Below are 20,682 nucleotides of genomic sequence, written 5' to 3' on the forward strand. Positions count from 1 at the left end.
GTTTCACTTCGTGCCGGGAATCCATGGTTGGAAACGGCTTGGTCTCCGCTGTGTGCGGTGGCCGGTCGTCTCCGCCGCGGCGGCCGAGAACGGCCGCCGCGGCGGGAATCAGCTGACCGTGACGTCTTTCAGGTTGATAGAGACGATGATGGGGTCAGGCACCTTGCGGTTGTCCTCATCCCGGCCGTAGATGGCGCGGCTGGTCGCGACCACCAGGCCGTCGACCGTGGCGAAGGTGTCGGCGTACTGGGCCCCGGGCGTCCTTCCCGCGATGTCGACGGTGTAGTCGCGACGGCGGATGAGCCCGTCGGGATCGACGTAAAGGATCTGCTGCGGGCTGTGGGTGGCGATGCTGTTCGGGTAGGTGACGGCCAGCCGCCGGTACTTGACGCCGTCCTCGGTCCATCCACCGATCTCCTCGGTGGTCACGCCCGGGAAGGTGAGCGAGATCGGTTCGGTGGTGTACGTCCACATGGCGTACCCGGAGAAGTAGGCCAGCTGTAGCCGCGACCACGGCGTCGTCAGCTCGTGCCCGGCGAACGAGGCACGCGGATCGAGCAACTCTTCCACCACCTCGCCGTCGCTCGTCTCCACCGCGACCCGCTCCGGGGTGAAATTCGTGTGGTGGCCGTCCGCGAAGAACGGTTCCTGGCGGGTGTGCTGGCGGTGCAAGTCGACGGTGACCTGGACGTCGTTCAGCGCGCCCGGGTGGCCCTTCATGGGCCACAGCACGCCACCGAAGAACTGCCGGGCGCTGATCCGCCGCGCCTCGTCCCATGCCTCGCGGCCGCCGTACGCGGCCAGAATCTCATCGAGCAGGTCGGACATTGTATTTCTCCTTTACTGCGGTCGGTTCAAGCCAGGAAGTCATTGACGTCGCTGGCCGCTTCGGCCGGGTACTGGAACAGCGACGCGTGCGCGGCGTCGGGATAGATGCGGATCTGTGCGTCCGGGATGAGCCCGGCCATCGTGTGGCTGGCCTTCGTAGGGATCATCAGGTCGTCATCGCCCTGAACGATCAGGGTGGGCTGCCGGATACCGGTCAGTCGTTGCAGCGCGGCGTGGTCCGGGATGCCCCACTCGACGATCGCGTCGTACTGGGCGTCCCGGACCGCGATGGTGGTCGGCGCGTCGCGGTCCACGGTGCGCTCGAAGATCCGGCCAAGGAACTGCTTGCCCAGTGCCTGGCTGGTCTCGGTGTGGGCGAAGAAGATGTAGAGCAGGTCGTCTGCGTCGTTGACCTGCGCCCGGGCGTGCGATTCGATGTCGGCGCGCCACGTGTGCATGCCAGGTGCGCCCTTCGGACCGGTACCGGCCAGCACCAGTCGGCGGATCAGCCGGGGCCGCACCAGGGCGATCTCCTGAGCGACGAATCCGCCGAGGGAGAAGCCGAGCAGGTCGATCTGCCCGAGGCCGAGCGCCTCGGTGAAGGCGATGATCTGGCGTGCGATCTGGGTGACGGAGCCCGACGGGGCGCCGCTGGACGAGCCGACCCCGGCGTAGTCGACGAGAATGACCTCCCGCGATGCGGCGAGGCCGTCGGTCAATTGCGGGTCCCAGTTGTCGAGATTCCCGCGGAAGTGCTGGAGCAGCACCAGCGGCACGGCGCCGCCGGAGCCGAACCGGCGATAGGCGTACGAAATGCCGTCGGCCTCCACGAATCGCGTCGGGGCTGTGCGGTGAGTGATGGCGGACATGATGATCCCCCTGTGATCAAGAGCGAATGCACGGCGCGTTGCTCAGTACGCCTTCATTACAGCCGCGTGGATCCTGTCTGCGGCGGAGTCGGCGTGGACGATGTTCGGAAGTGCAGCCACCGTCGCCCCGCCAGACATGACGAGGAACCGTCTCAATGACGTCTTTCCAATCTCAGTCGGCGTGATGGTGCAGGGCGAGGATGGCCTGGACGAGGTGCGGTGGCGCGACTTCCTCGGCGGCCAGGGCGGTGTTCCACCGGCGTGATCTCGTTCCAGCGGGCTATGCGGTGAGCCGGTAGGCCCCGGCGTTCACGTCGCCGGGGCCTGAGGCAGGTCACCACCAGTTCGCCGCGATGCTGCGGATACACCGCGTGGCCCTGCGCGACGTTCGGCCAGCCCGGTGGCCCAGGTCGGTGCCAGGGACCGTCCACTGCATGCGCTTGCTCCAGGGGTTGAGGACGGCGGTCTGGTCGACGCCGCCGGTTTCGGTGATGGCGCGCTCCACCGGAGCGACCAGGCACGGGGCCGACGTCTCGGTCCGACATGGCTGCGTCAGCCGACTGGCCTCTCATATCCGGGGACCGGCTCAGTCGGTTGACCGATTCCTCTGCCGCCTCCTGCCCGCAAGCTGTCGTAGGGAGACCGGTGATACGGCCGGCGATGATGAGAGGGGTGTTCATGCCAGTGCGGCTACAGATGAACTCCGAGAACACGGTGTCCGCTTCTTCGGCCTCTCGGGTGGTGGCGGTGACGGGTTCGGCGTGGACGGCCGGGGCGGTCGACCAACACCGGAACGAAGTGGCCGATATCGACACCGGGATGCTGCGCATCGCCTATTCCGCGGCGGTGATGCGCGTCGAGGGAGAAGTCGATCTGGCCAACGCCGAAATGTTCGGCCGCGCTCTTGCCAGAGGGCTCCGATACGGCACCGGGGACTTTCACCTGAATTTGGCCGGTGTCGCCTTCATGGCCGTCTGCGGCTTGCGGGAGATCGTGCGCACGGGGAGAACGGCCGATCACTGGCAGCGGAGGGTGGTCCTGCATCGCACTCCGCTGCACACGCACAAAATGCTGCGCATCACCGGCTGGGATGCGGCGCCCGGCCTGGTCCTGCATTGCTGAGCAGAGGAGTATGCAGGTTCGTCATCGAGTCTGGCAGGCCCAACTGGACCGTAGAGCAAGAACCACAGCCTTGATGTCCCTTCCCTGACTGCCGCCCGGAGGAGCGGCCGTCAGGGAGTACGCGGGACACGGCGTTGGTGAGGGGTGCGCAGGGAGGCGGGGGAGCCGGAGCGGCGACGAAACGGCCGCGATTACTCGTCCGGTTCGATCCGCCACTCCGCCGGAGCATGGCCGACCGCGAACTAGCTGTTGCGGGTCATGACGTTGTTGGCAGTTCGACCTGGTTCTCTGCTGCCCACTCAGCGAGGTGAGCCAACGGACCGCTGGCGAAGGACGCCCCCAATGCCGTGAGTTCGTAGACGGCTGCGTCACGCCCCGATTCGCGTGGCGTCCTCGCGACCAGGCCGCGCGAGGACAGGCGTCGGAGCGACTCGGTCAGCACCTTGTCGCTCGCCCCGGCGATACGGTCCAGGAGAACGCTGCGTCGGGTCGGTCCCATGCGCAGAGCCGAGACGACGACCGGGTCCCACGTGTGGTTGATGAGTTCGACCGCAGCTCGTACGTGGCAGTCCGAGACGAAGGTCTCGCAGCTCGCTCCCTTCACCGGCCCATTTTCCCATCTCGCCCCTACCGATTGGTAGGAAACGGTCTCCTAGCGTCGTTGTGACACCTCACGAGACGAAGGAGATCCACGTGAAGATCGGACTGTTGGGGACCGGAAACCTTGCGGTGACGCTGGGGGAGGCGTGGGCGACCGCCGGGCACTCGATCGTGGTCACCGGCCGTAACCCCGACCGCGCGAAGGCCGCCGCGGAGCGGATCGGTGCCGCTGCGACGCCCGTCGCCCCCGGCCAACTCGCAGAACAGGTCGACGTCGTCGTGGTCGCGATCGCATGGGACGGGCTGGAGCAAGCCCTGCGGCTGATCGGCGGTCCCGATGGGATGCTGTCTGGAAAGACTGTCATCGACTGCACCAATCCCGTCGACTACGCGACCGGGTGCTTGCTGCCGGAGACGGGCTCGGCCGCCGAGTTGGTCGCCGAGGTCACGGTCGGTGCCCATGTGGTCAAGGCACTGCATCTGTTCGCGGGCGCATCGTGGCCGTTCGCCGGCGAGGTGGGTAGCTCGCCTGTCGTCGCGATCTGTGGCGACGACGCCGGCGCGCTCGGCCGGGCCGCCGCGCTGATCGGTGACCTCGGAGCGCGAAGCGCGGTGCTGGGTGGGCTCGCTGCTGCTCGGCAAGCCGAGGAAGCCGCCGGTTTCGTGATGCGGGTGGTCGCGGCGGGTGCGAACCCGCGCTTTGCGGTCCCGGATGTGGACCCGGCCCTTCTCAGCGCAGGGGCCGCAGACCAGTGACCCTGCCACCGAAACCGGTGATTCACCGGATCTCGCCGAGGAGTTCCTCTACGCCCGCACCTGGCTGTCCGAAGGCCCGCGCCGCGAAGCCCTCGCGGTCTGGAATGTCCATGACAACTACCACCGGCCCCACGGCGCTGCCGGAGGTCAGCCCCCGGTTGCCCGGCTACCTGGCGGTGTCACCAACCTCATGGCCTCGTACAACCAGCAGGGCCGAATGAGGGCGCATCCTCACTCCGATCGCCGTCGCTCATTGATCCTCGTCAGGTCCGCCCGTTGCCGAGACTGCGCACGGTTCTTTCGCATGCGACGCTCGGACGGGTGCGTGGCCGGAGCCCCTGTGCCCGGCCACGCGTCCTCGTGCCCCCGGTTCAGAAGCCGGTGAGCGTGATCTTGCCGATGGCGGTACCGGACTCCATGATCCGATGGGCCTCGCGGAGGTGGGCGGCGCTGACGATGCCCAGGTCCCGAGTGGCGGTCGTGACGAGAACGCGCCGGTCCACCAGCCGCGCTATCCGCGTGAGAATGCGGTGTTGAGCGGCCATGTCGGGCGTGTGGAAGAGCGCGCGGGTGAACATGAATTCGGAGTGGAAGGAGATGCTCTTGGCCTTCAGCGCACCGACCGGCAGCATGTCGTGGTCGTCGATGGCGACGATGTGTCCGAGGGGATTCATCAGGTCGGCGTAGGCCCGCAGTTGGCGGTCCGTGCCGGCCGTGCTGAAGACGTAGTCCAGGCCGTTCGGGGCTACCTCGGCCAACTGCTCCTTGAGCGGCCTGTGGTGGTCGACGACATGGTCGGCGCCCATTCGCCGGGCGAACTCGGCGGTCTCCGGGCGGGACGCGGTGCCGATCACGGTCAGGCCGGTGAGGGCCCCGGCCAGTTGCGTGACCATCGCGCCGACGCCCCCCGCCGCCCCTGTCACCAGGAGCGTTCCGGTCCGGTCGAAGGCGTCGTGGCGGAGGCCCGTCCGCTCGAAGAGCCCCTCCCATGCGGTCAGCGAGGTCAGTGGCAGTGCGGCCGCCTCGGTGAAAGAGAGCGTGGTCGGTTTCCGGGCGGCGATGCGCTCGTCAACGGCGTGGAAGCGGGCGTTGGCGCCGGAGCGGTCGATCGCCCCCGCGTAGTAGACCTCGTCACCGACCTCGAACAGGTCCACTTCGTCGCCGACCGCGATGACGGTGCCCGCCGCGTCCCATCCGAGCACTTTGGGCTCACCGCGGGGATCGGTGTTCTGACGCACCTTGTAGTCGACCGGGTTGACGGCGATCGCCTCGACCTGCACGAGCAGGTCGTGCGGCTTCGGCCGCGGGACGGGCATCTCGACGTCCACAAGGCTCTCGTCGTCGTCCACCGGCAGGTTCCGGCGGTAGGCGACGGCGGGCATCGTGGTCGGGCTCATGCTCATGCTCTTCTCCATGGTTCGCGGGTTCGGAAGATGTCAGAAGGGCGAGACGGCAACGCGGCTCGGGAGGGTGAAGAGCGCCTTCCCCTCCCGGGCCGCGCGGCCGGCCATGGCTCGGATCAGCTGCTGATGAACTCGAGCAGGTCCTTTTCGAAGGCGGCGCGGTAGGCGCCGAACAAGCCGTGCGGGGCACCCGGGTAAACCTTGAGGGTGGCGTCCTCGACCAGTTCCGCGGTCTTGAGAGCAGCGGCCTGAAAGGGCACGATCTGGTCGTCGTCGCCGTGCGCGACCAGGACGGGGACGTCGATGCGCCTGAGGTCCTCGGTGAAGTCGGTCTCCGAGAACTGCTTGACGCAGTCGTAGGCGGCCTTGGCGCCGACCTGCATGCTCCAGCGCCAGAAGGAGCGGCGGGCGCCCTCGGAGACCGCGGCACCGGGGCGGTTGAAGCCGTAGAACGACTCGCTGAGGTCCCAGTAGAACTGCGAGCGGTCTCCGTCCACGCCGGCGCGGATCCCGTCGAACGCATCGAGGGGTGTGCCTTCGGGGTTGGTCTCGCTCTTGAGCATGACGGGCGGGACGGCCCCCAGCAGGACGGCCTTGCCGACGCGGGAGCTGCCGTGGCGGCCGAGGTAGCGGGTGACCTCGCCGCCGCCGGTGGAGTGGCCGACCAGCACGGCGTCGCGCAGATCGAGGTGCTCGATCAACTCGGCCAGGTCGTCGGCGTAGGTGTCCATGTCGTTGCCGTGCCAGGACTGGTCCGAGCGGCCGTGGCCGCGCCGGTCATGGGCGATGGCGCGGTAGCCGTTCTCGGCGAGCAGGCGGAGCTGCTCGTCCCAGGCATCCGCGTTCAGGGGCCAGCCATGACTGAACACCACGGGCCGCCCGCTTCCCCAGTCCTTGTAGAAGATCCGAGTGCCGTCGGCGGTGGTAATCGTGGACATGGTGAGACCTTTCGGAGGTTGTGCGGTACGAGAAATGAGTGGACAGGGCTCGGCCGGGCCGAGTGGCGCGAACGCCGCGGTGGCGTCTTCGGCCGCTCGCCTGGGAAGGGTCATGTGCGGGCGCGGCTCCACGGCAGGGCGGCCAGGACGGTGCGGAGGGCGATGCCGCCGATCAGCAGGGTGATCGCGGTCAGGGTGAGGTAGCCGTACACCAGGTGGCCGGGCGGGTGGAGGATGTGGAGCCAGTGCAGGGCGCTGGTGGCCACGGCGGCCCAGGAGAAGGTGAACGCCCAGAAGCTCGGCGCGAACGGCAGCCGTGCGAATGCCGGCAGCAGCCGGAGTTGCGCGGTGACCATCAGGACGCCGTAGCCGGCCAGGATCGCGGCGAAGGCGTCCAGGTGCCGGCCGTTGAGCGCCAGGTAGGCCATGGTCGCCACGGCCGCTGGCGCCACCTCGATCGCCAGCGTCGGGTACAGGGGCGGTGGGAGGGGCGGGCCGAACAGCAGCCGCGCCAGGATCATCGAGCCGAGGATGAGCCAGCAGATCAGGCCGAGGCCGAGCATCGCGTAGCCGAGTCGCGGCTGCCCGACCGCGGCCGCGCCGGCCGCCGCGACCAGGCCGCCCGCCACCGTCGGCAGGAAGTATCCGGGGTGCAGCCGCTCGAAGGCGAGCGGCCCGTAGATCCACTGGCCGGTGAACCAGCCGCCGAGCAGCACCGTCGCGACCAGGAACACGTCGAAGACCACGGTTCCGGTGCGGTGGGCGTACGGATGGAGGCCCTGCGCCGCGAGCAGCATCGGCGTGATCATCGCGAGCGAGGCGAAGGGCCCGGCGGTGGGATCGGTGAGATCGGCGGCGAACCTGCCGGGCGCCGACAGGGCGTACCGTGCGTACCGGACGACGAAGACCGCCCACAGCACCGCGGCGACCGCCAGCAGCATCCGCCCGATCCACAACGGGGTCTGCCCGTCGTGCGCCGCGACCAGCCAGGTGCCCGCCAGCCCGGCGACGCCGAAGGGCATGCCGAAGAAGTTCAACGGCACCCTGCGGATCGCAGTGGTCGTGTCGTCCACGTCGGGAGGCATCGTGGCTCCTTGTCACACAGATAGGTGCAGGTCAGCGTCCAGCCCAATGTGCCGCAGCGCTTTACCGAAGCCTTAAGTCGAATGACTTGCGACCCTGGCGGGAGGTGATGGTCGGCGATTCGGCCAATGCGGGAACGTGCGTCCAGGTCCCCGGTGGCGGACATCTCGCCGGTCCAGGCTGTGGCAGGCAGGCGAGTCCGCGCGTGATCTCTGCTGCCCCGTCGTCCGTCGTGCGGCCCCGGCTCAGGCGAGGAAGCGGACGGTTTCCAGGAAGAACAGGTAGAGGAAGTCCTCGTCGTCGTTGACGCCCGGTGTGGGAGCGGTGTTGAGCGGCCGCAGGGGGCGGTCAAGACCGGTGCCACAAACGCTCCACTCGCAACGGCCATGCTCGGTTGAGAGGAACGCGCGTTACCCGCGGTACCGCCGAGCCACCGAAAGCACTCTGCAAGCCGCCCCGTCCGGACGGCTCCCCTCGGCGCGGATGCTCCCACCGCTCCGGCCATCCCTCCACTGAGGGGCGGTCACGGCTCTCTTGGAGAACCCATGACGATCGTTACGCACCAGACCGCTCCCACGCAGTTCGTCGAGGCCGACGGCGTCCGCTACGCCTTCCGTCGGCTGGGCCGGGGAGGGGAGGCCCCGCTGGTGCTGCTGCAGCACTTCACAGGGAACCTCGACAACTGGGATCCGGCCCTGGTCGACGCACTGGCCGCGCGCCGGGAGGTCGTCCTGGTGGACTATCCCGGCGTCGCCTCCTCCACCGGCACTCCGGCCACCACGGTGGCCGAGATGGCCCGCCAGGTGATCGCCTTCACGGTGGCGCTCGGCCTCGACCGCATCGACCTGCTCGGCTTCTCCATCGGCGGGTTCGTGGCCCAGGACATGGCTCTGGTGCGGCCGCGGCTGATCCGCCGACTGGTCCTGGCCGGCACCGGCCCCAAAGGCGCGCCGGGCATGCACGGCTGGCGCCAGGACATCGAAGAGCACGCCCGCGCCGAGGCGCCCACCGGTGAGGACCTGCTCTACATCTTCTTCGCCCACACCGAGACCAGCCAGGTCAAGGGCCTGGAGTTCCTCGGCCGCCTCATGCGGCGCACCGACGACCGCGACGTGCCGAGCAGCCTGCGGTCCCGCGACGGGCAGTACGACGCCGTCCTGGAGTGGGGCGTCCCGGACCACGCGGCCCTCCAGCGCCTCACCGGGATCCAGTGCCCGACGCTGATCATCCAGGGCGACGGTGACCTGATGATCCCCACCAAGGTCAGCCACCTGATGACCGGCCTCATTCCGGACGCGCGGATCCGCATCTACCCCGACTCCGCTCACGCCTTCCTCTTCCAGTACCCGGCCGAAGTGGCCGAGGACGTCAACGAGTTCCTCGGCTGACGGCGGCCCGCCGTTGCGAGCCGGCCGTAGACCCGCGGTTCCGGCCCGCGCCCTTCGGCGGGGCGCCGTGGGAGATCAAGGGCCATCCCGGGGCCCTGAACGACGACCCACCACACCGTCTTCACCCCCGATCGGATCGCGTGGAGATGGCCCACGGGAAGGAGCTCCGCAACTTTCGGGAGTCCTTCGCGGGCCACGAGCTGGCGACGCCGTGGACCCGCCTGCAACTGGCCTGTTTCTCCGGCAGCGCCATGTGGACCTACCTCGCCGAGCCGATCTCCCTGACCTTTCCGGGGGTGCGGACCGAGGAAGCCGACCCGTGGACCGAGGACGGCGAGAGGTTCCGCCGCCTGCACGTGGTCTTCCTCGCGAGCGTCGGCACCCTCAGCACCGAGGAGATGCTCTACGTCGTCGATGCCGACGGGGGCGGGGCCTGGGGCGTCACTCCCCGCCATGGGGCACCGGGAGCGTCCGGTCCCGCCGGCGGCCACAAGGCGAGGTGCGCGCGGCGGCCGCGTGGCGGTGGCCACCGACCCGCCGCGCGGGCGCTCGGTCCGGAGCCTCGTCCCGGCCCAGTTCGGCGGCGTACACCCGGATGAGGTCGTGGATTCCGTATAGGTCGCGCTCCAGAACGGTGACCAGCCGGGTGCGTACCAGCTCCGCCAGCGCGGCGCGGGCCGCGCGCGGTGTCATCCTCGCGAGGTCGGCCACCGCCTCGGTGGAGATCTCCGGGCCTACGTGCAGTGGAAGCAGCCGGAACACACGGGCCGCCTGCGGGCTCAGCGCGCCGTAGGACCAGGAGAAGGCGCCCCGCACACCGTTCGTGAGATCGTCGTCGCCGAACCCGTCCAGGCTCTGCCCGGTCTCACGCAGCTCCGCCGCCATGCGCGACAGCGGACGCCCGGGGGTGCCCGCCATGCGCGCGGCCACAGCCGCCAGGGCCAGCGGCAGGCGGCCGCACCGCTCGACGATCTCTTCGACCGCTGCGAGGTCCGGAGCGGGACGGCGATCGTCGATCCGCCGTGTGAAGCACGAGGCGGCCTCCTGGAGGGATGGCACGTCCAGGGTGAGCAGGTGCGCGCCGTTCGCCGCGGCCAGGCCGGTCAAGCGGCTGCGGCTGGTGACCACGACCGCGCACTCGCCCATACCGGCCAGCAGCGGTCGCACCTGCGCGACATCGCGCGCGTTGTCGAGGACGACGAGCACCCGCCGTCCGGCGAGGACGCTGCGGTACAGCGCCGCCCGCATGTCCAGGGCGACGGGAATGTGCTGCCGGGGCACGCCCAACGCGCTCAAGAAGCCATGGAGTACCTCGGACGGGTCCGCGGAGACGCCCATGGGGCTGAACCCGCACAGGTCCGCGTACAACTGCCCGTCGGGGAAGGCCACGGCGACCCTGTGGGCCAAGTGGACGGCCAGCGCGGTCTTGCCGATTCCGGGCATGCCGTCGACCGCCAGCACGCGGGGGGCTCTGTCGCGTCGCCCGACCAGGTCCGCAGCATGCGCGAGGGCCTGCCGGCGTCCGGTGAAACACGGCAGGTCCGGCGGGAGCTGCGCCGGCACGGCCAGCGGGACCGGCCGGGGCACGGCCGGAGCAGACTCCGGTGACCCAGGATCACCGGAGTCTCCCGTCCGCTGGACGACGACCGCCTCCTGGCGGAGGATCCTGTCGTACGCGGCGCGCAGCTCCGCGCCGGGATCGACACCGAGCTCCTCCGCCAGGCGCAGCCGGGTCTCCTGGAACAGGGCCATCGCCTCGGCCTGCTTGCCGTCGGCCGCCAGGACCAGCGACAGGTTCGCCAGCAGCGACTCGTCCAGCGGATGGCGCTCGGCGGCTTGCCGCAGTACCAGCAGCACGGCACCGGGACGGGCACATCGCAGGGCGGCGCCGGCCGCCTCGCACACCACGGAGGTGTACTCGTGCTCGATCATCTCGAAGGCCGGGTGGGCACCCGCGGCGGGATCGAGGCCGGCGGCGCACTGTCCCCGCCGGAGGTCCAGCGCCGTCGTGAACAGGTCCACCGCGTCCGACGCGTGGTCCTTCCCGGCCGCGTTCCTGGCCCGTCCCACCAGATCGCGGAATTCGAGGAGATCCGAACAGCTCGCATCGACCCGCAGCAGATAGCCGTCGGCCCGCCGGACCAGCCACCGCCCAGGCGCCCGGGGCGGCAGGTCCGGTTCGAGGAGCCGCCGCAGCGCGCCGACGTAGCGGTGCACGGCGTTGGCCGCACTCGCGGGAGGTTCGCCGTCCCACAGCAGGCCGGTGAACTCACCGAGGCCGACGGGACGGCCCGGCCGCGCCAGCATGGCGGCCAGGACCAGACGCTGCTGCCGCGGTCCGAGCGCCAGTTCCGTGCCGGCGCGCCAGGCGCGTACCGGTCCCAGCACGGAGAACCGTACGGCGGAGCCTCGCGATGCGAGCGGATCCGTCACCTGAATCGCCTCCACTCCCGCTGATACCCGGCCTGTCCCGGGCCCGCTGACATCGTGTGAGGCGATGCGGCCGCGGCCATACGGCAGATGACTGGCCGTCGGGCCATGACCCGGTCCGGTCATGGCGGCACGAGCCCGCGCGGGACGAAGATGACGTGCCTGAGTCATGCACTCGCCGGCACCCTGCGGCGATGCTCGGTAGTACCCGTCCGTGTGACGCCAAGTCCGCGGACCCGTCGGACGGCCACGGGCTGACCGGCGGAAACGCCCGTGAGGGCGCGAGCGACGCAAATGGGGGAAGGCAATGATCACCTCCGGTGGGGCGCTGCCCGGCCGACCCGAACGGCCCCCGGCCGCCGGGGCCCGGCAGGCCGGGGACGGCCCGCTGATCGGCCGCGGTGCCGAGCAGGCGCGGATCGAGGCGAGTCTGCGCGGGAGCGGACCGTCGATCCTGCTGCTCCTGGGCGAGACCGGCAGCGGCAAGTCGGCTCTGCTGCGGTACGGAACGCAGGCGGCCGAGGCCGAGGGCCGGTTGGCCGTCGCCACGGCCGGTGGCGCGCCGGGCGAGTTGGACGTCCTGCTCGCCGTCCTTCGTCAGCTGGCGGAGTCGGGCATCGAACCGCCGGGCCGCGCGATCTGGCAGATCCTCCACGAGGACCCGGACGGGTCGGCGGAGCCCGGGGAGCCGCCCGCGGTCCGCAGGCGGCTGGCCGCGTTCGCCTTCCTGGAGGCGGTCTGCCGCCGCCGTCCGGTGATGATCGCCGTGGACGACGTCCGTCCGGCGGACTCGGAGTCGCTGGCCGTGCTGATGTTCATCGCCCGGCGGCTGCCCAGCCGCAGCCTGGTACTGCTTCTCGCGTCCGGCGGCCTCGCGCCCTTTCCGCGGTCGGCCGTGGAGGAGGTGTCGCTGTGCCGGCTGGCGCCGCTCGGGGACGCGGACGCCGCCGCGCTGCTGGACCGGGGGCCGTCCGCTCCCACCGGCAGGCTCAGGGGCGAGATCCTGCGGCGTTCCGCCGGCAACCCGCTCGCCCTCATCGAGCTCAGCGCGGCAGCGCGCACCGGCGCCGGCACGCCGTGGAGCCTGGGGATCACCGAGCGGGCCGCCGCGGCATTCGCCGGTCCGGCCGCCGGCCTGCCGGCGGACACCCGGCGGCTCCGGCGGTACGCCGCGGCGGGTGAGGAAGAGGACTTGAGCACGGTCCTGACCGCCGCCGGTGCGGGTCTGGAGGACTGCCGTCCCGCCGAGGAGGCCGAGCTGATCGCCGTGATCGGCGGCGAGTTGACGTTTCGCCATCCGATGCTGTCCACCGTGCTCTATTTCGGCGCCCCTGAGCGGGAGCGCCGCCGGGCCCACGCCCGGCTGGCGGCCGTGCTGCCGGCCGGATCGGGACGGCACGCCTGGCACCTGGCGAACGCGGCGCCGTCCACGCCGGGCCTCGACATCGCCGCACTGTTCGAGCGGGCCGCCGACGCGGCCGTCCGCGAACGCCGCTACCTCCATGCGGCCGATGCGCTGCATCGCGCCGAAAAGGCGAGCCCGGCCGCCCGCGATGCCGGCGACCGCTATGCCCGGGCCGCGGCGGAAGCGGCCAGGGGCTGCGACATGGAATGGTGCCGTGAGCTGTTCGACGGCGTCCTGGCGCTGACCGACGACCCGGAGGTGCTCGCCAAGGCCGCGATCGGGATCGCTTACCAGGTGATGACCCATCCGTACGAGACGACGATCGGGATGGTCGACAGGCTGCTCGACGCCGGCGTCCAGGACCGCGGCGTGGCCGTGTATCTGCTGTCGATGGCGTCGTCCACCGTCTTGATGCACGGCGCTCCGGACGCGCTGCCCGCGCTGCGCCGCCTCGTCGAGCGGATCGAGGACGCCACGCTCCACGACGGACGCAACGGAACCGGCGGCGCGGTACCGCAGGACGGGTCCGAGTACATGCTCGCCTACGCGCAGGCGGTGGCCGACCCGGCCGGGTGGGTCCGCGCGCCCGGGCCCCTGCGCGCGTCGCCGCTCGTCCGGCCGGCCAGCGGCGAACGAGAACTGTTCCGGCTGCTGAACGGCGGTGCCATCGCGTGGTTGGTGGACGACCCGCACATCGCGGCCGACTACTCGCGCCGCGCCCTCGCGCTCCTGCGTTCGCAGGACTCCATCGCCACTGCACCCGGCACCTTCGTCATGTTCGCCGAGAACCTGATCGAAATGGGGCTGTGGGAGGAGGCGAGCGCGGTCCTCGACCAGGCCGGCCATGTGCTGGCAAGCGGCGGCTTCACCCTCCTGCACGCCGCGTCGACGGCGCAGCGAGCGACGCTGCTGACAAGGCGCGGACGGCTCTCGCAGGCGCGGAGGGCGCTGGCCGGCATCTCGGACTTCGCCGTGCACGACAGTCGGCTGGTCCGGTGCCTGGGCCACCGGGCCGCCGGGCAACTCGCGGCGGCGGAAGGCGATGCCGCGGGCGCCGCCGACCACTTCCTGGCGCTGTTCGAGCCTGACGGCCGGCCGGTTCACCACCACTTCGCCCCCCGGTCGGTGACCGAACTGGTGCACGCCACCATGGCGGCCGGACGACCGCAGGCGGCGTCCGGCCCGCTGGCGGCGGTGGCTCGCTCGGCCGAGGTCAACGGCCCGGTCCGCGGCCCCTGGCTGCTGAGGCATGCGCGCGCCCTGCTCGGCTCGGACGCCGATGCCGAGCGGGAACTGCGCTCGCTGCTGGACGAACCGGCAGCGAGGCGCTGGCCCTACCACTACGCCGTCGCCGAAGTGGATTATGCTCGGGCGCTGCGTGCGCAGCGCCGGTTCGTCGAGGCGCGCACGGTCCTCACCTCCGCGCTCAACACCTTCACCAGGCTCGGTGCCTCCAGGGACGCCGCCGACGTGCAGAGCACGCTGCGAGCCTCCGGGGTCCGCTCGCAGAACCCCGGCTTCAGCACCGCCGCCTTCGACCGGTTGACCGCACAGCAACAGCAGATCGCGCGGCAGGCGGCCCGAGGACTGACCAACCGCGCGATCGGCGAGCTTCACGGCCTGTCCCCCCGCACCATCGGCTCGCACCTGTACAAGATCTACCCGCTACTGGGCGTCGTCCGCCGGGACCAGCTGCACGAGGTGATTCCGCGATGACGGCCGCCTCGGCGCCCCGTCCGGCCGGAAGGCCCAGCGCCCGACAGGCGCCGGTGCACACCACCGCAGACCTGCTCGGACGCGCGGCGCAGGAAAAGGTCCTGGCCGAGGTGCTCGCACCCGGCCGCCGGATCGGGGCGGCGGTCGCGGTGGCCGCAGACCCCGGCATGGGCGCCTCAGCGCTGCTCGCCCGCGCCGCGGTCATCGGCGGGCGCGCGGGATACCGCGTCCTCCGCGCGGCCGGTCACCACGATGAGCAGGCGCACGAGGGAGCGGGGGCGCACCAGATCCTGAAGCGGCTGCTCGACGGCCTCCCCGACCTCCAGCCCGCCCGGCGGTCCTCGGCCCGCCGCCTGGGAGTCGAGTCGGCGACGAGGCCGCAGACGGCGCCGGCCGAGGAGATGGCGATCCTCTTCGCACAGGCGGCGCGCCACGCGCCGGTACTGGTGGTCATCGACGACCTTCATCTGTTCGACGGCCTGTCGCTGCAGGTGATGGACGACCTCATGAAGCGGCTGGAGAGCCTGCCGGTCGTCTTCGTCCTGGCGGCGCGTCGCCACGCCGCGCAGGACGTGCTCCCCGGGAGCGCGGTTCGGGTGGAGTTGGAGGAGCTGTCGGAAGCCGACGCGGCGGCGCTGCTGGCCCGCCAACCGGCCCGGCCCGTCGGCCGCGGACGGCTCGAGGTGCTCAGGACCGCCGGCGGCAACCCGGCGGCGATCATCGAGCTGAGCCGGATCGCTGCGACGGCGGGAACCGACAACCTCAGGCGGCTGCCGCTTCGGCAGATCGCCGACCTTCGCCAGCGTTACGCCGCCGCGCTCGGCTCGTTGTCACCGCAGGTGCTGCGGCTGGTGACCTACGCCAGCCTTCAGATCGGCGGCGAGGATCCGGCCGCCCTGCTCAAGGCCACGGAGCTGGCCGGACCGGGCTGGGGCCACGACGTCTTGGACGCAGCCGTGAGGGCGGGGCTCCTCGACGTCCGCGGCGGCCACGTCGTCTTCTGCGATCCTCTCGCGGAAGTAGCGGTGCGCACCGGCCTGGTCGCGGCGGAGCGGGCGCGGATCCACCGGGATTTCTGCGCGGTGGTGCCTCATGGCTCACTTGTGCACGCACTGCACCAGGCAGCGGCGGCCACCGGCCCCGACGAGGCCGCCGCAGCGGCCCTGGAGAACAGCGCGCGACCGGCCCGGCAGGAGCATCCGTTCCTGTCCACCGTGGCCCTGCAGTGGGCGGCGGAACTGTCCACCGACACCGTTTCGGCAGTCCAGCGCAGGCTCAAGGCGCTGCGCGGCGCCGCGGCGCTCGGTCAGACCGCCTGGGCGCGCGGCCTCGCCGCGAGCCTCGCCCAGGCCACGATGACGAGCGAGCAGGCAGCGCCGTTCAACTACGATCTGGCGCTGGCGGTCTCGCGCTCGGGCCACCAGCGGGAAGCGATGGACCTGCTTCTGAACGACGTCCCGAACCGTCCGCCGCGGAACCGCGCGGACGCGCTTCTGCTGGCCACGGCGGCGGGCGTCATCGCGAACGCCTCAGGTCTGGAGGATCATCGGCGCAGACTGCCGGACCTGGTGCGCAGGGCGAGGCGGCTGCCCCCGACCCCCGCCGGTGATGACCATCCGCTCGCCTCCTTCGACGAATCGGCGTTGTATGCCGCCGTGGCGAGCGGCGACGGAGCGGACGTCTCGCCGAGCGGAGTGACACCGCCGACCGCTACGGCCCGCGGTCCGGTCACGTCCGCCCTGCTGAACGCCCACGCAGCCGACCGGGCCGGTGACCTGGACCTGGCCGTGCGCCTGCGCCTGTCCGCGCTCGACGGGACCCGCGCGGCAGGCACCACGGCCGCCGCACCCGAGATGTGGCTCCCGCTGCTGACCGATCTCCTGGATCTGGGACGGTGGTCACAGGCCGCAGCGCTCCTGGACGAGGCGGACACGGTCCGGGCACGAGCCGACCTGCCTCTACTGCACCTGGAGCTCACCGCAGTCCGGGCAGTTCTGGCCGGACTGCAAGGAAACGCCGATCAGGCCCGCTCGCTCGCCGAGTCGGTATGGCCGATCCTCGACCTGCAGCAGAACGCCCGGCTGCACGACCCCCTCGCACGGGCCCTCGGCCTCGCCGCGCTCGAACGGGGCGAGTTCGACACCGCCTACCGGTACTTCCGCCGGCGCTTCGACCGCGACGGGAGGGCACGGACCCCCGACCACATCGGCCGGGCCCTGGTGGATCTGGCGATGACGGCCGTACGGGCGGGCGAGCAGGACAACGCCGTCGCCGTCCTCGCCGGCTACCGCCCGCCGGTGGGTGGGAACGAGCCGCTACACTCCGCCGTCCACCACGCGACCGCTCTTCTCCACGAGGACGAGGCCACCGAGCGCAACTACCGCCAGGCCGTGCAAGATCCTCCGGTCGCCTTCGGGCCGTGGAGCCAAGCGCTCGCCCGCTACCACTTCGGGGTCTGGCTCCGCAGACAGCGCCGGTACCGCGACGCCCGCGCCCAGCTCAAGCCCGCAGTGGCGGTGCTGGAGTCCCTCGGCGCGGCCGGCTTCGCCGTCAAGGCCCGGGCGGAACTGCAGGCGGCGGGCGACGAACCCGCCGGCGCCGCGCACCCGGTCGATCGCGCGGTGCGGCTGTCCGGCCTGACGCCGCAGCAGCGGCAGGTCGCCGTCCTGGCGGCCCAGGGCCTGGGCAACAAGGAGATCGCCGCTCGCCTGCTGCTCTCGCCCCGGACCGTCGGGACCCACCTTTACAACGCCTACGCGAAACTGGGGATCAGCAACCGATCGCAACTGCGCGCCGCGCTCGGCACGGCGGAGATGCAGCTGATCGGGTGACCGCGGACACAACGGCCCCTTCGGCAGGCGGGCGTGCCGGTACGCTCGCCCTGGCCCGGTAGAATGCCCTGACCTGGGAACTTGCGGCGCGTTCTGCGGCATCCGCGGTTCTCGGACGTCACCGGACAGCCGCTTCTCGCCCGTGAGGCCGGCCGGTGGGGACGCGCGCCCGCCGGCGGGACCGCGTGCCCTCGCGGCCTCTCGCCGACCGAAGGGAGTGCTGCGAACGGGACGACCGTCATCAGCACGTCGCGGAGGAACAGATGGCACAACGGGTGGTCGCCGGGCCGGGTGGGCCCGCCTGGGCAGTTCCCCGAGCCCCGTTGCCGGCGCCCCGTCCAGGCGCTCGTCCGGTGCTGTGACGGGCTTCCCCGCGACACCGCTGCGCGGACGGGAAGCCGAGTTGGCCGCGCTCCTGGACCGGGTGACCGATCTCCTGCACGGCAGCGGCGGTGTCGCCGTCGTCGAGGGCGAACCGGGCTCCGGCAAGTCCCGGCTGCTCGAGGAGATCAGAACTCACGCCGAGCGGGCCGGCGCCCGCTGCTTCCGCGGTTCCGGCGACCCCGACGGACACGCCGTGGCGTACAAGCCGCTCCTCGAGGCGCTGCTGACCGGTCCGGACCCGATTCTCGACCCGGCCGCCCTGCGGCCCATGACCGCCCCCGACCAGCGGTTCTGGTTGCTTCTCGAGCTCCAGGAGCGGCTGGAGCTGGCGTCCCGCGCGACCCCGCTCGTGGTGCTCATCGACGACGTCCAGTGGTGCGACCCGGCCACGCTGAACGCGCTGGAGATCCTGCCCGACCGGCTGGCCGACCAGGCCGTGCTCTGGATCCTGGCCACCCGCCCGATCCAGCGGACGGCGGCGATCGCCGGCCGCCCGGTCGTCCGGCTGGCCCCCCTCGACGAGGAGGCGGTGGCCCAACTCGCCGCCGACGTGCTGGCCGCCCCGGCCGCCCCGGCCGTGCTGGAGCTGGCCCGGCGCACCGAAGGGCGTCCGCTGCTGCTGGTCGAGCTGCTGCGCGGCATGGCGGAGGAGGGGACCGTCGTCGTCCGGGACGGCACCGCCCGGCTGGTCGACGAGCACACCATCCCCCGCAGGTTCCAGGCATCGGTCAAGCACCGGCTGGACCGGCTCTCCGCGCCGGCCAAGCGCAGCCTGCAGGTCGCTGTGGTGCTGGGCCGGTCCTTCACCGTCGCCGAACTCGCCGAACTCCTCGACGTGACGCCCGCCGAGCTGATCGAGCCGCTGGACGAGGCCATCGCCGCGGACTTCCTGCTCGACGCCGGCCGCGCGCTGGCCTTCCGCCACGATCTGATCCGCGAGGCGATCGGCGCCACCCTCCCGGCCACGGTGCGAGACGCGCTGCGCCGGCAGGCCATCGACATCCGCCTGAACCACGGCGGCAGCCCGACCGCGGTCGCCACCGCGCTGTCGCAGACCGCCGTGTCCGGCGATCGGCGCGCGATCGCGCTGTTGCGGGAAGCGGCCGCGGAACTCGCGGCGACCGCCCCGGTCACCGCGGCGACGCTGAGCCGCAGAGCCCTCGACCTGGCGGGCCCCGCCGGTCCCGACCGGCCGGTGCTGGTCGGGGAGACCGTCCTGCTGCTCCTGCAGGCAGGGCGGGCCACCGAGGCCAAGTCCTTGGCCGACACCGCACTCGGCGGCCTGCTCCCGCCCGAGGAGGAGGCCCGGTTGCGGCTGACCGTCGCCCGCCTCTGCGGCCAGTACTCGTGGGCCGAGGCGGTCCGCCAGAGCAGGATCGGCGCCGCCCTGCCGGGTATCAGCGCCTCGACAAGGGCACGCATGCTGGCGATGCAGGCTCTGAGCCTGGCGGCATATGGCGACGTCCCGGGGACCGTCCGTGTCGCCGACGAGGCCCTGCGCACGGCCAGGAGCGCCGGCGACGGCGTCGCGGAGTCCTCCGCGCTCTTCGACCAGTCCGTCGTGCACTTCTTCAAGGACGACTGGGGGCGTGCGGCGGCCCTGCAGAAGGAGGCGGAGGCCACCGCCGACCGCTCCGGCGTCTCGCGGTCGGTATGGGTCCAGGAATCGTGCTGGACCGCTCTGCTCATGAGCGCGGTGGGCGATGTGGAAGGTGCCCTGCGCGTCAGCACCGCCGGTATCGGCGACGCCAGCGAGCACGGCCATGCCGGCGCGCTCTGCCTGTGGGCGATGCATCGGTGCCGCATACTGCTGGACGCCGGCCGGCTCGCCGACGCGCGGGCCGAGGGCGAGGGAGCGCTCGCCATGTCGGAGGACCTCGGCATCGGCGCCGTCGACGCCCTGGTTCGCTATTCCCTGGGGGTCGTCGCCGTGCGCACCGGGGACGAGGAGGGCATCCACCGGTGCATCGCCGACGCCGAGCGGATGATGGCTTACGAGGCGCCCGCCATGCAGCGCATCGGCGCCTGGCTGGCGGCCCAGGCCGCGGACGCCGCCGGCGACCCGGTGAGGGCTCTGGAGCTGACCGCGGCGGGCAGAGCGGACTTCGGCGCCCTGCCCGTCTCCCTCGCCAACCCGGCCGACCCCGCGGACGAGCTGGCCTATGCGCGGATCGCACTGCGCGCCGGCGACCGGGACGCGGCGGCCGCGGCCGTTGCGGTGACCGAGCGGCGGGCCCGCGCCAACCCTCAGTTCCCGCTGCTGACGGCGATCGCGGCCCACGGCCGCGCGCTCGTCGACGGCGACCCCTACGGAATGGCGCGCTCGGCCGACCTGCTGGCCGCCTGCGAGCGGCCCCTCGTTCGCGCCGCCGGAGCGGAGGACGCCGGCGCGGCACTGGCCGGCGTGGACCGCCGGCGAGGCGTGGCGCTGCTCACCGACGCCCTCGAACTGTACGCCGAGGCCGGGGCCGAACTGGACGCGTCAAGAGTCCGTGACCGGCTCCGGAGCCTCGGCGCCGGCGGGCAGCGCACCGGGGCGCCGCGCCCGGGCGGAGGCTGGGCCGCCTTGTCCGAATCCGAACTGAGAGTCGTCCGCCTGGTCGCCGAAGGAGCCACCAACCGGCAGGTCGCGCAGCAACTGGTGCTGTCCCCGCACACGGTCAACAACCACCTGCGGCACGTCTACGCCAAGCTCGACGTCAGCTCCCGAGTCGAGCTCACCCGGATCGCGCTCAGCCATGACCTCGGCGAGCACATCTCCTGATCCCCGCAGTGTCCGTGATCGAGCCCATGGGGGACCTCCGGCCACCACAACCCGCGCGCGTGACCGAGGCCCACCACCCACTACGAGACGAGATCGTTCTTCTTGCCCTTCCATACGTCCGGCCGTTTGCCGGTCGGCAGGACCGTGGGCCGGGACACGACCCTC

General features: G+C 71.7%; 13 protein-coding genes and 1 pseudogene. 7 read left to right on the plus strand and 7 right to left on the minus strand.

Annotation, left to right across the window (positions count from 1 at the left end):
- Nucleotides 1-108 precede the first annotated feature (108 nt).
- Nucleotides 109-828, minus strand: coding sequence for a hypothetical protein (locus ABZ914_RS04560; RefSeq protein WP_500191624.1), 720 nt, complete (start codon nt 826-828; stop codon nt 109-111).
- A gap of 26 nt (nt 829-854) precedes the next feature.
- Nucleotides 855-1,697, minus strand: coding sequence for an alpha/beta fold hydrolase (locus ABZ914_RS04565; protein WP_500191626.1), 843 nt, complete (start codon nt 1,695-1,697; stop codon nt 855-857).
- Between the two features lie 678 nt (nt 1,698-2,375).
- Here ABZ914_RS04565 and ABZ914_RS04570 point away from each other — a divergent pair.
- A complete protein-coding gene (locus ABZ914_RS04570; RefSeq protein ID WP_500191671.1) occupies nt 2,376-2,819 on the plus strand; it encodes an STAS domain-containing protein in 444 nt (147 codons plus the stop codon).
- A 256-nt stretch (nt 2,820-3,075) separates the two neighbouring features.
- Here the strand turns inward: ABZ914_RS04570 and ABZ914_RS04575 are convergent, their stop codons facing one another.
- On the minus strand, nt 3,076-3,423 hold the full coding sequence (locus ABZ914_RS04575; RefSeq protein WP_500191627.1) for a winged helix-turn-helix transcriptional regulator: 348 nt from the start codon (nt 3,421-3,423) through the stop codon (nt 3,076-3,078).
- Nucleotides 3,424-3,512: 89 nt separating this feature from the next.
- Between ABZ914_RS04575 and ABZ914_RS04580 the strand changes: the two genes are divergently transcribed.
- Both ABZ914_RS04580 and ABZ914_RS04585 read left to right on the plus strand, forming a co-directional pair.
- Nucleotides 3,513-4,175, plus strand: a complete 663-nt coding sequence (locus ABZ914_RS04580) for an NADPH-dependent F420 reductase (protein ID WP_500191628.1) — start codon at nt 3,513-3,515, stop codon at nt 4,173-4,175.
- 31 nt (nt 4,176-4,206) lie between these two features.
- A pseudogene (locus ABZ914_RS04585) lies at nt 4,207-4,380 on the plus strand (IS481 family transposase); the annotation flags it as partial.
- A gap of 166 nt (nt 4,381-4,546) precedes the next feature.
- Here the strand turns inward: ABZ914_RS04585 and ABZ914_RS04590 are convergent.
- The 3 genes from ABZ914_RS04590 to ABZ914_RS04600 all read right to left on the minus strand — a co-directional run bounded on the left by ABZ914_RS04590 (nt 4,547) and on the right by ABZ914_RS04600 (nt 7,601).
- Entirely contained in the window at nt 4,547-5,578 is a 1,032-nt protein-coding gene (locus tag ABZ914_RS04590; RefSeq protein ID WP_500191630.1) for a zinc-binding alcohol dehydrogenase family protein, read from the minus strand.
- Between the two features lie 116 nt (nt 5,579-5,694).
- On the minus strand, nt 5,695-6,516 hold the full coding sequence (locus ABZ914_RS04595) for an alpha/beta fold hydrolase (RefSeq protein ID WP_500191632.1): 822 nt from the start codon (nt 6,514-6,516) through the stop codon (nt 5,695-5,697).
- A 110-nt stretch (nt 6,517-6,626) separates the two neighbouring features.
- On the minus strand, nt 6,627-7,601 hold the full coding sequence (locus tag ABZ914_RS04600) for an SLAC1 family transporter (protein WP_500191633.1): 975 nt from the start codon (nt 7,599-7,601) through the stop codon (nt 6,627-6,629).
- A 543-nt stretch (nt 7,602-8,144) separates the two neighbouring features.
- Between ABZ914_RS04600 and ABZ914_RS04605 the strand changes: the two genes are divergently transcribed.
- The gene (locus tag ABZ914_RS04605; RefSeq protein ID WP_500191635.1) at nt 8,145-8,987 is read left to right on the plus strand and encodes an alpha/beta fold hydrolase; all 843 of its coding nucleotides are present in this window, start codon (nt 8,145-8,147) and stop codon (nt 8,985-8,987) included.
- A 441-nt stretch (nt 8,988-9,428) separates the two neighbouring features.
- On the opposite strand, the gene ABZ914_RS04610 is transcribed toward ABZ914_RS04605, so the two are convergent.
- Nucleotides 9,429-11,375 (minus strand): AfsR/SARP family transcriptional regulator, encoded by a 1,947-nt coding sequence (locus ABZ914_RS04610; RefSeq protein WP_500191636.1) that lies wholly within the window; start codon nt 11,373-11,375, stop codon nt 9,429-9,431.
- A gap of 349 nt (nt 11,376-11,724) precedes the next feature.
- On the opposite strand from ABZ914_RS04610, the gene ABZ914_RS04615 reads away from it, so the two are divergent.
- The 3 genes from ABZ914_RS04615 (at nt 11,725) to ABZ914_RS04625 (ending at nt 20,517) form a co-directional block, all read left to right on the plus strand.
- Complete coding sequence (locus tag ABZ914_RS04615; RefSeq protein WP_500191637.1) at nt 11,725-14,538, plus strand: AAA family ATPase; 2,814 nt, start codon at nt 11,725-11,727, stop codon at nt 14,536-14,538.
- A gap of 53 nt (nt 14,539-14,591) precedes the next feature.
- A complete protein-coding gene (locus tag ABZ914_RS04620; RefSeq protein WP_500191639.1) occupies nt 14,592-17,369 on the plus strand; it encodes a helix-turn-helix transcriptional regulator in 2,778 nt (925 codons plus the stop codon).
- Nucleotides 17,370-17,727: 358 nt separating this feature from the next.
- Entirely contained in the window at nt 17,728-20,517 is a 2,790-nt protein-coding gene (locus ABZ914_RS04625) for an ATP-binding protein (protein WP_500191640.1), read from the plus strand.
- The last annotated feature ends 165 nt before the right edge of the window (nt 20,518-20,682 follow it).

This window comes from Spirillospora sp. NPDC046719 (assembly GCF_040645715.1).
Taxonomy (GTDB): domain Bacteria; phylum Actinomycetota; class Actinomycetes; order Streptosporangiales; family Streptosporangiaceae; genus Spirillospora.

What these genes read in the sequence shown, in the direction of transcription:
- ABZ914_RS04615 (WP_500191637.1), top strand. Translation starts at nt 11,725, where the DNA reads ATGATCACCTCCGGTGGGGCGCTGCCCGGCCGACCCGAACGGCCCCCG.
- ABZ914_RS04560 (WP_500191624.1), bottom strand. Translation starts at nt 828, where the DNA reads ATGTCCGACCTGCTCGATGAGATTCTGGCCGCGTACGGCGGCCGCGAG.
- ABZ914_RS04565 (WP_500191626.1), bottom strand. Translation starts at nt 1,697, where the DNA reads ATGTCCGCCATCACTCACCGCACAGCCCCGACGCGATTCGTGGAGGCC.
- ABZ914_RS04595 (WP_500191632.1), bottom strand. Translation starts at nt 6,516, where the DNA reads ATGTCCACGATTACCACCGCCGACGGCACTCGGATCTTCTACAAGGAC.
- ABZ914_RS04570 (WP_500191671.1), top strand. Translation starts at nt 2,376, where the DNA reads ATGCCAGTGCGGCTACAGATGAACTCCGAGAACACGGTGTCCGCTTCT.
- ABZ914_RS04605 (WP_500191635.1), top strand. Translation starts at nt 8,145, where the DNA reads ATGACGATCGTTACGCACCAGACCGCTCCCACGCAGTTCGTCGAGGCC.
- ABZ914_RS04590 (WP_500191630.1), bottom strand. Translation starts at nt 5,578, where the DNA reads ATGAGCATGAGCCCGACCACGATGCCCGCCGTCGCCTACCGCCGGAAC.
- ABZ914_RS04600 (WP_500191633.1), bottom strand. Translation starts at nt 7,601, where the DNA reads ATGCCTCCCGACGTGGACGACACGACCACTGCGATCCGCAGGGTGCCG.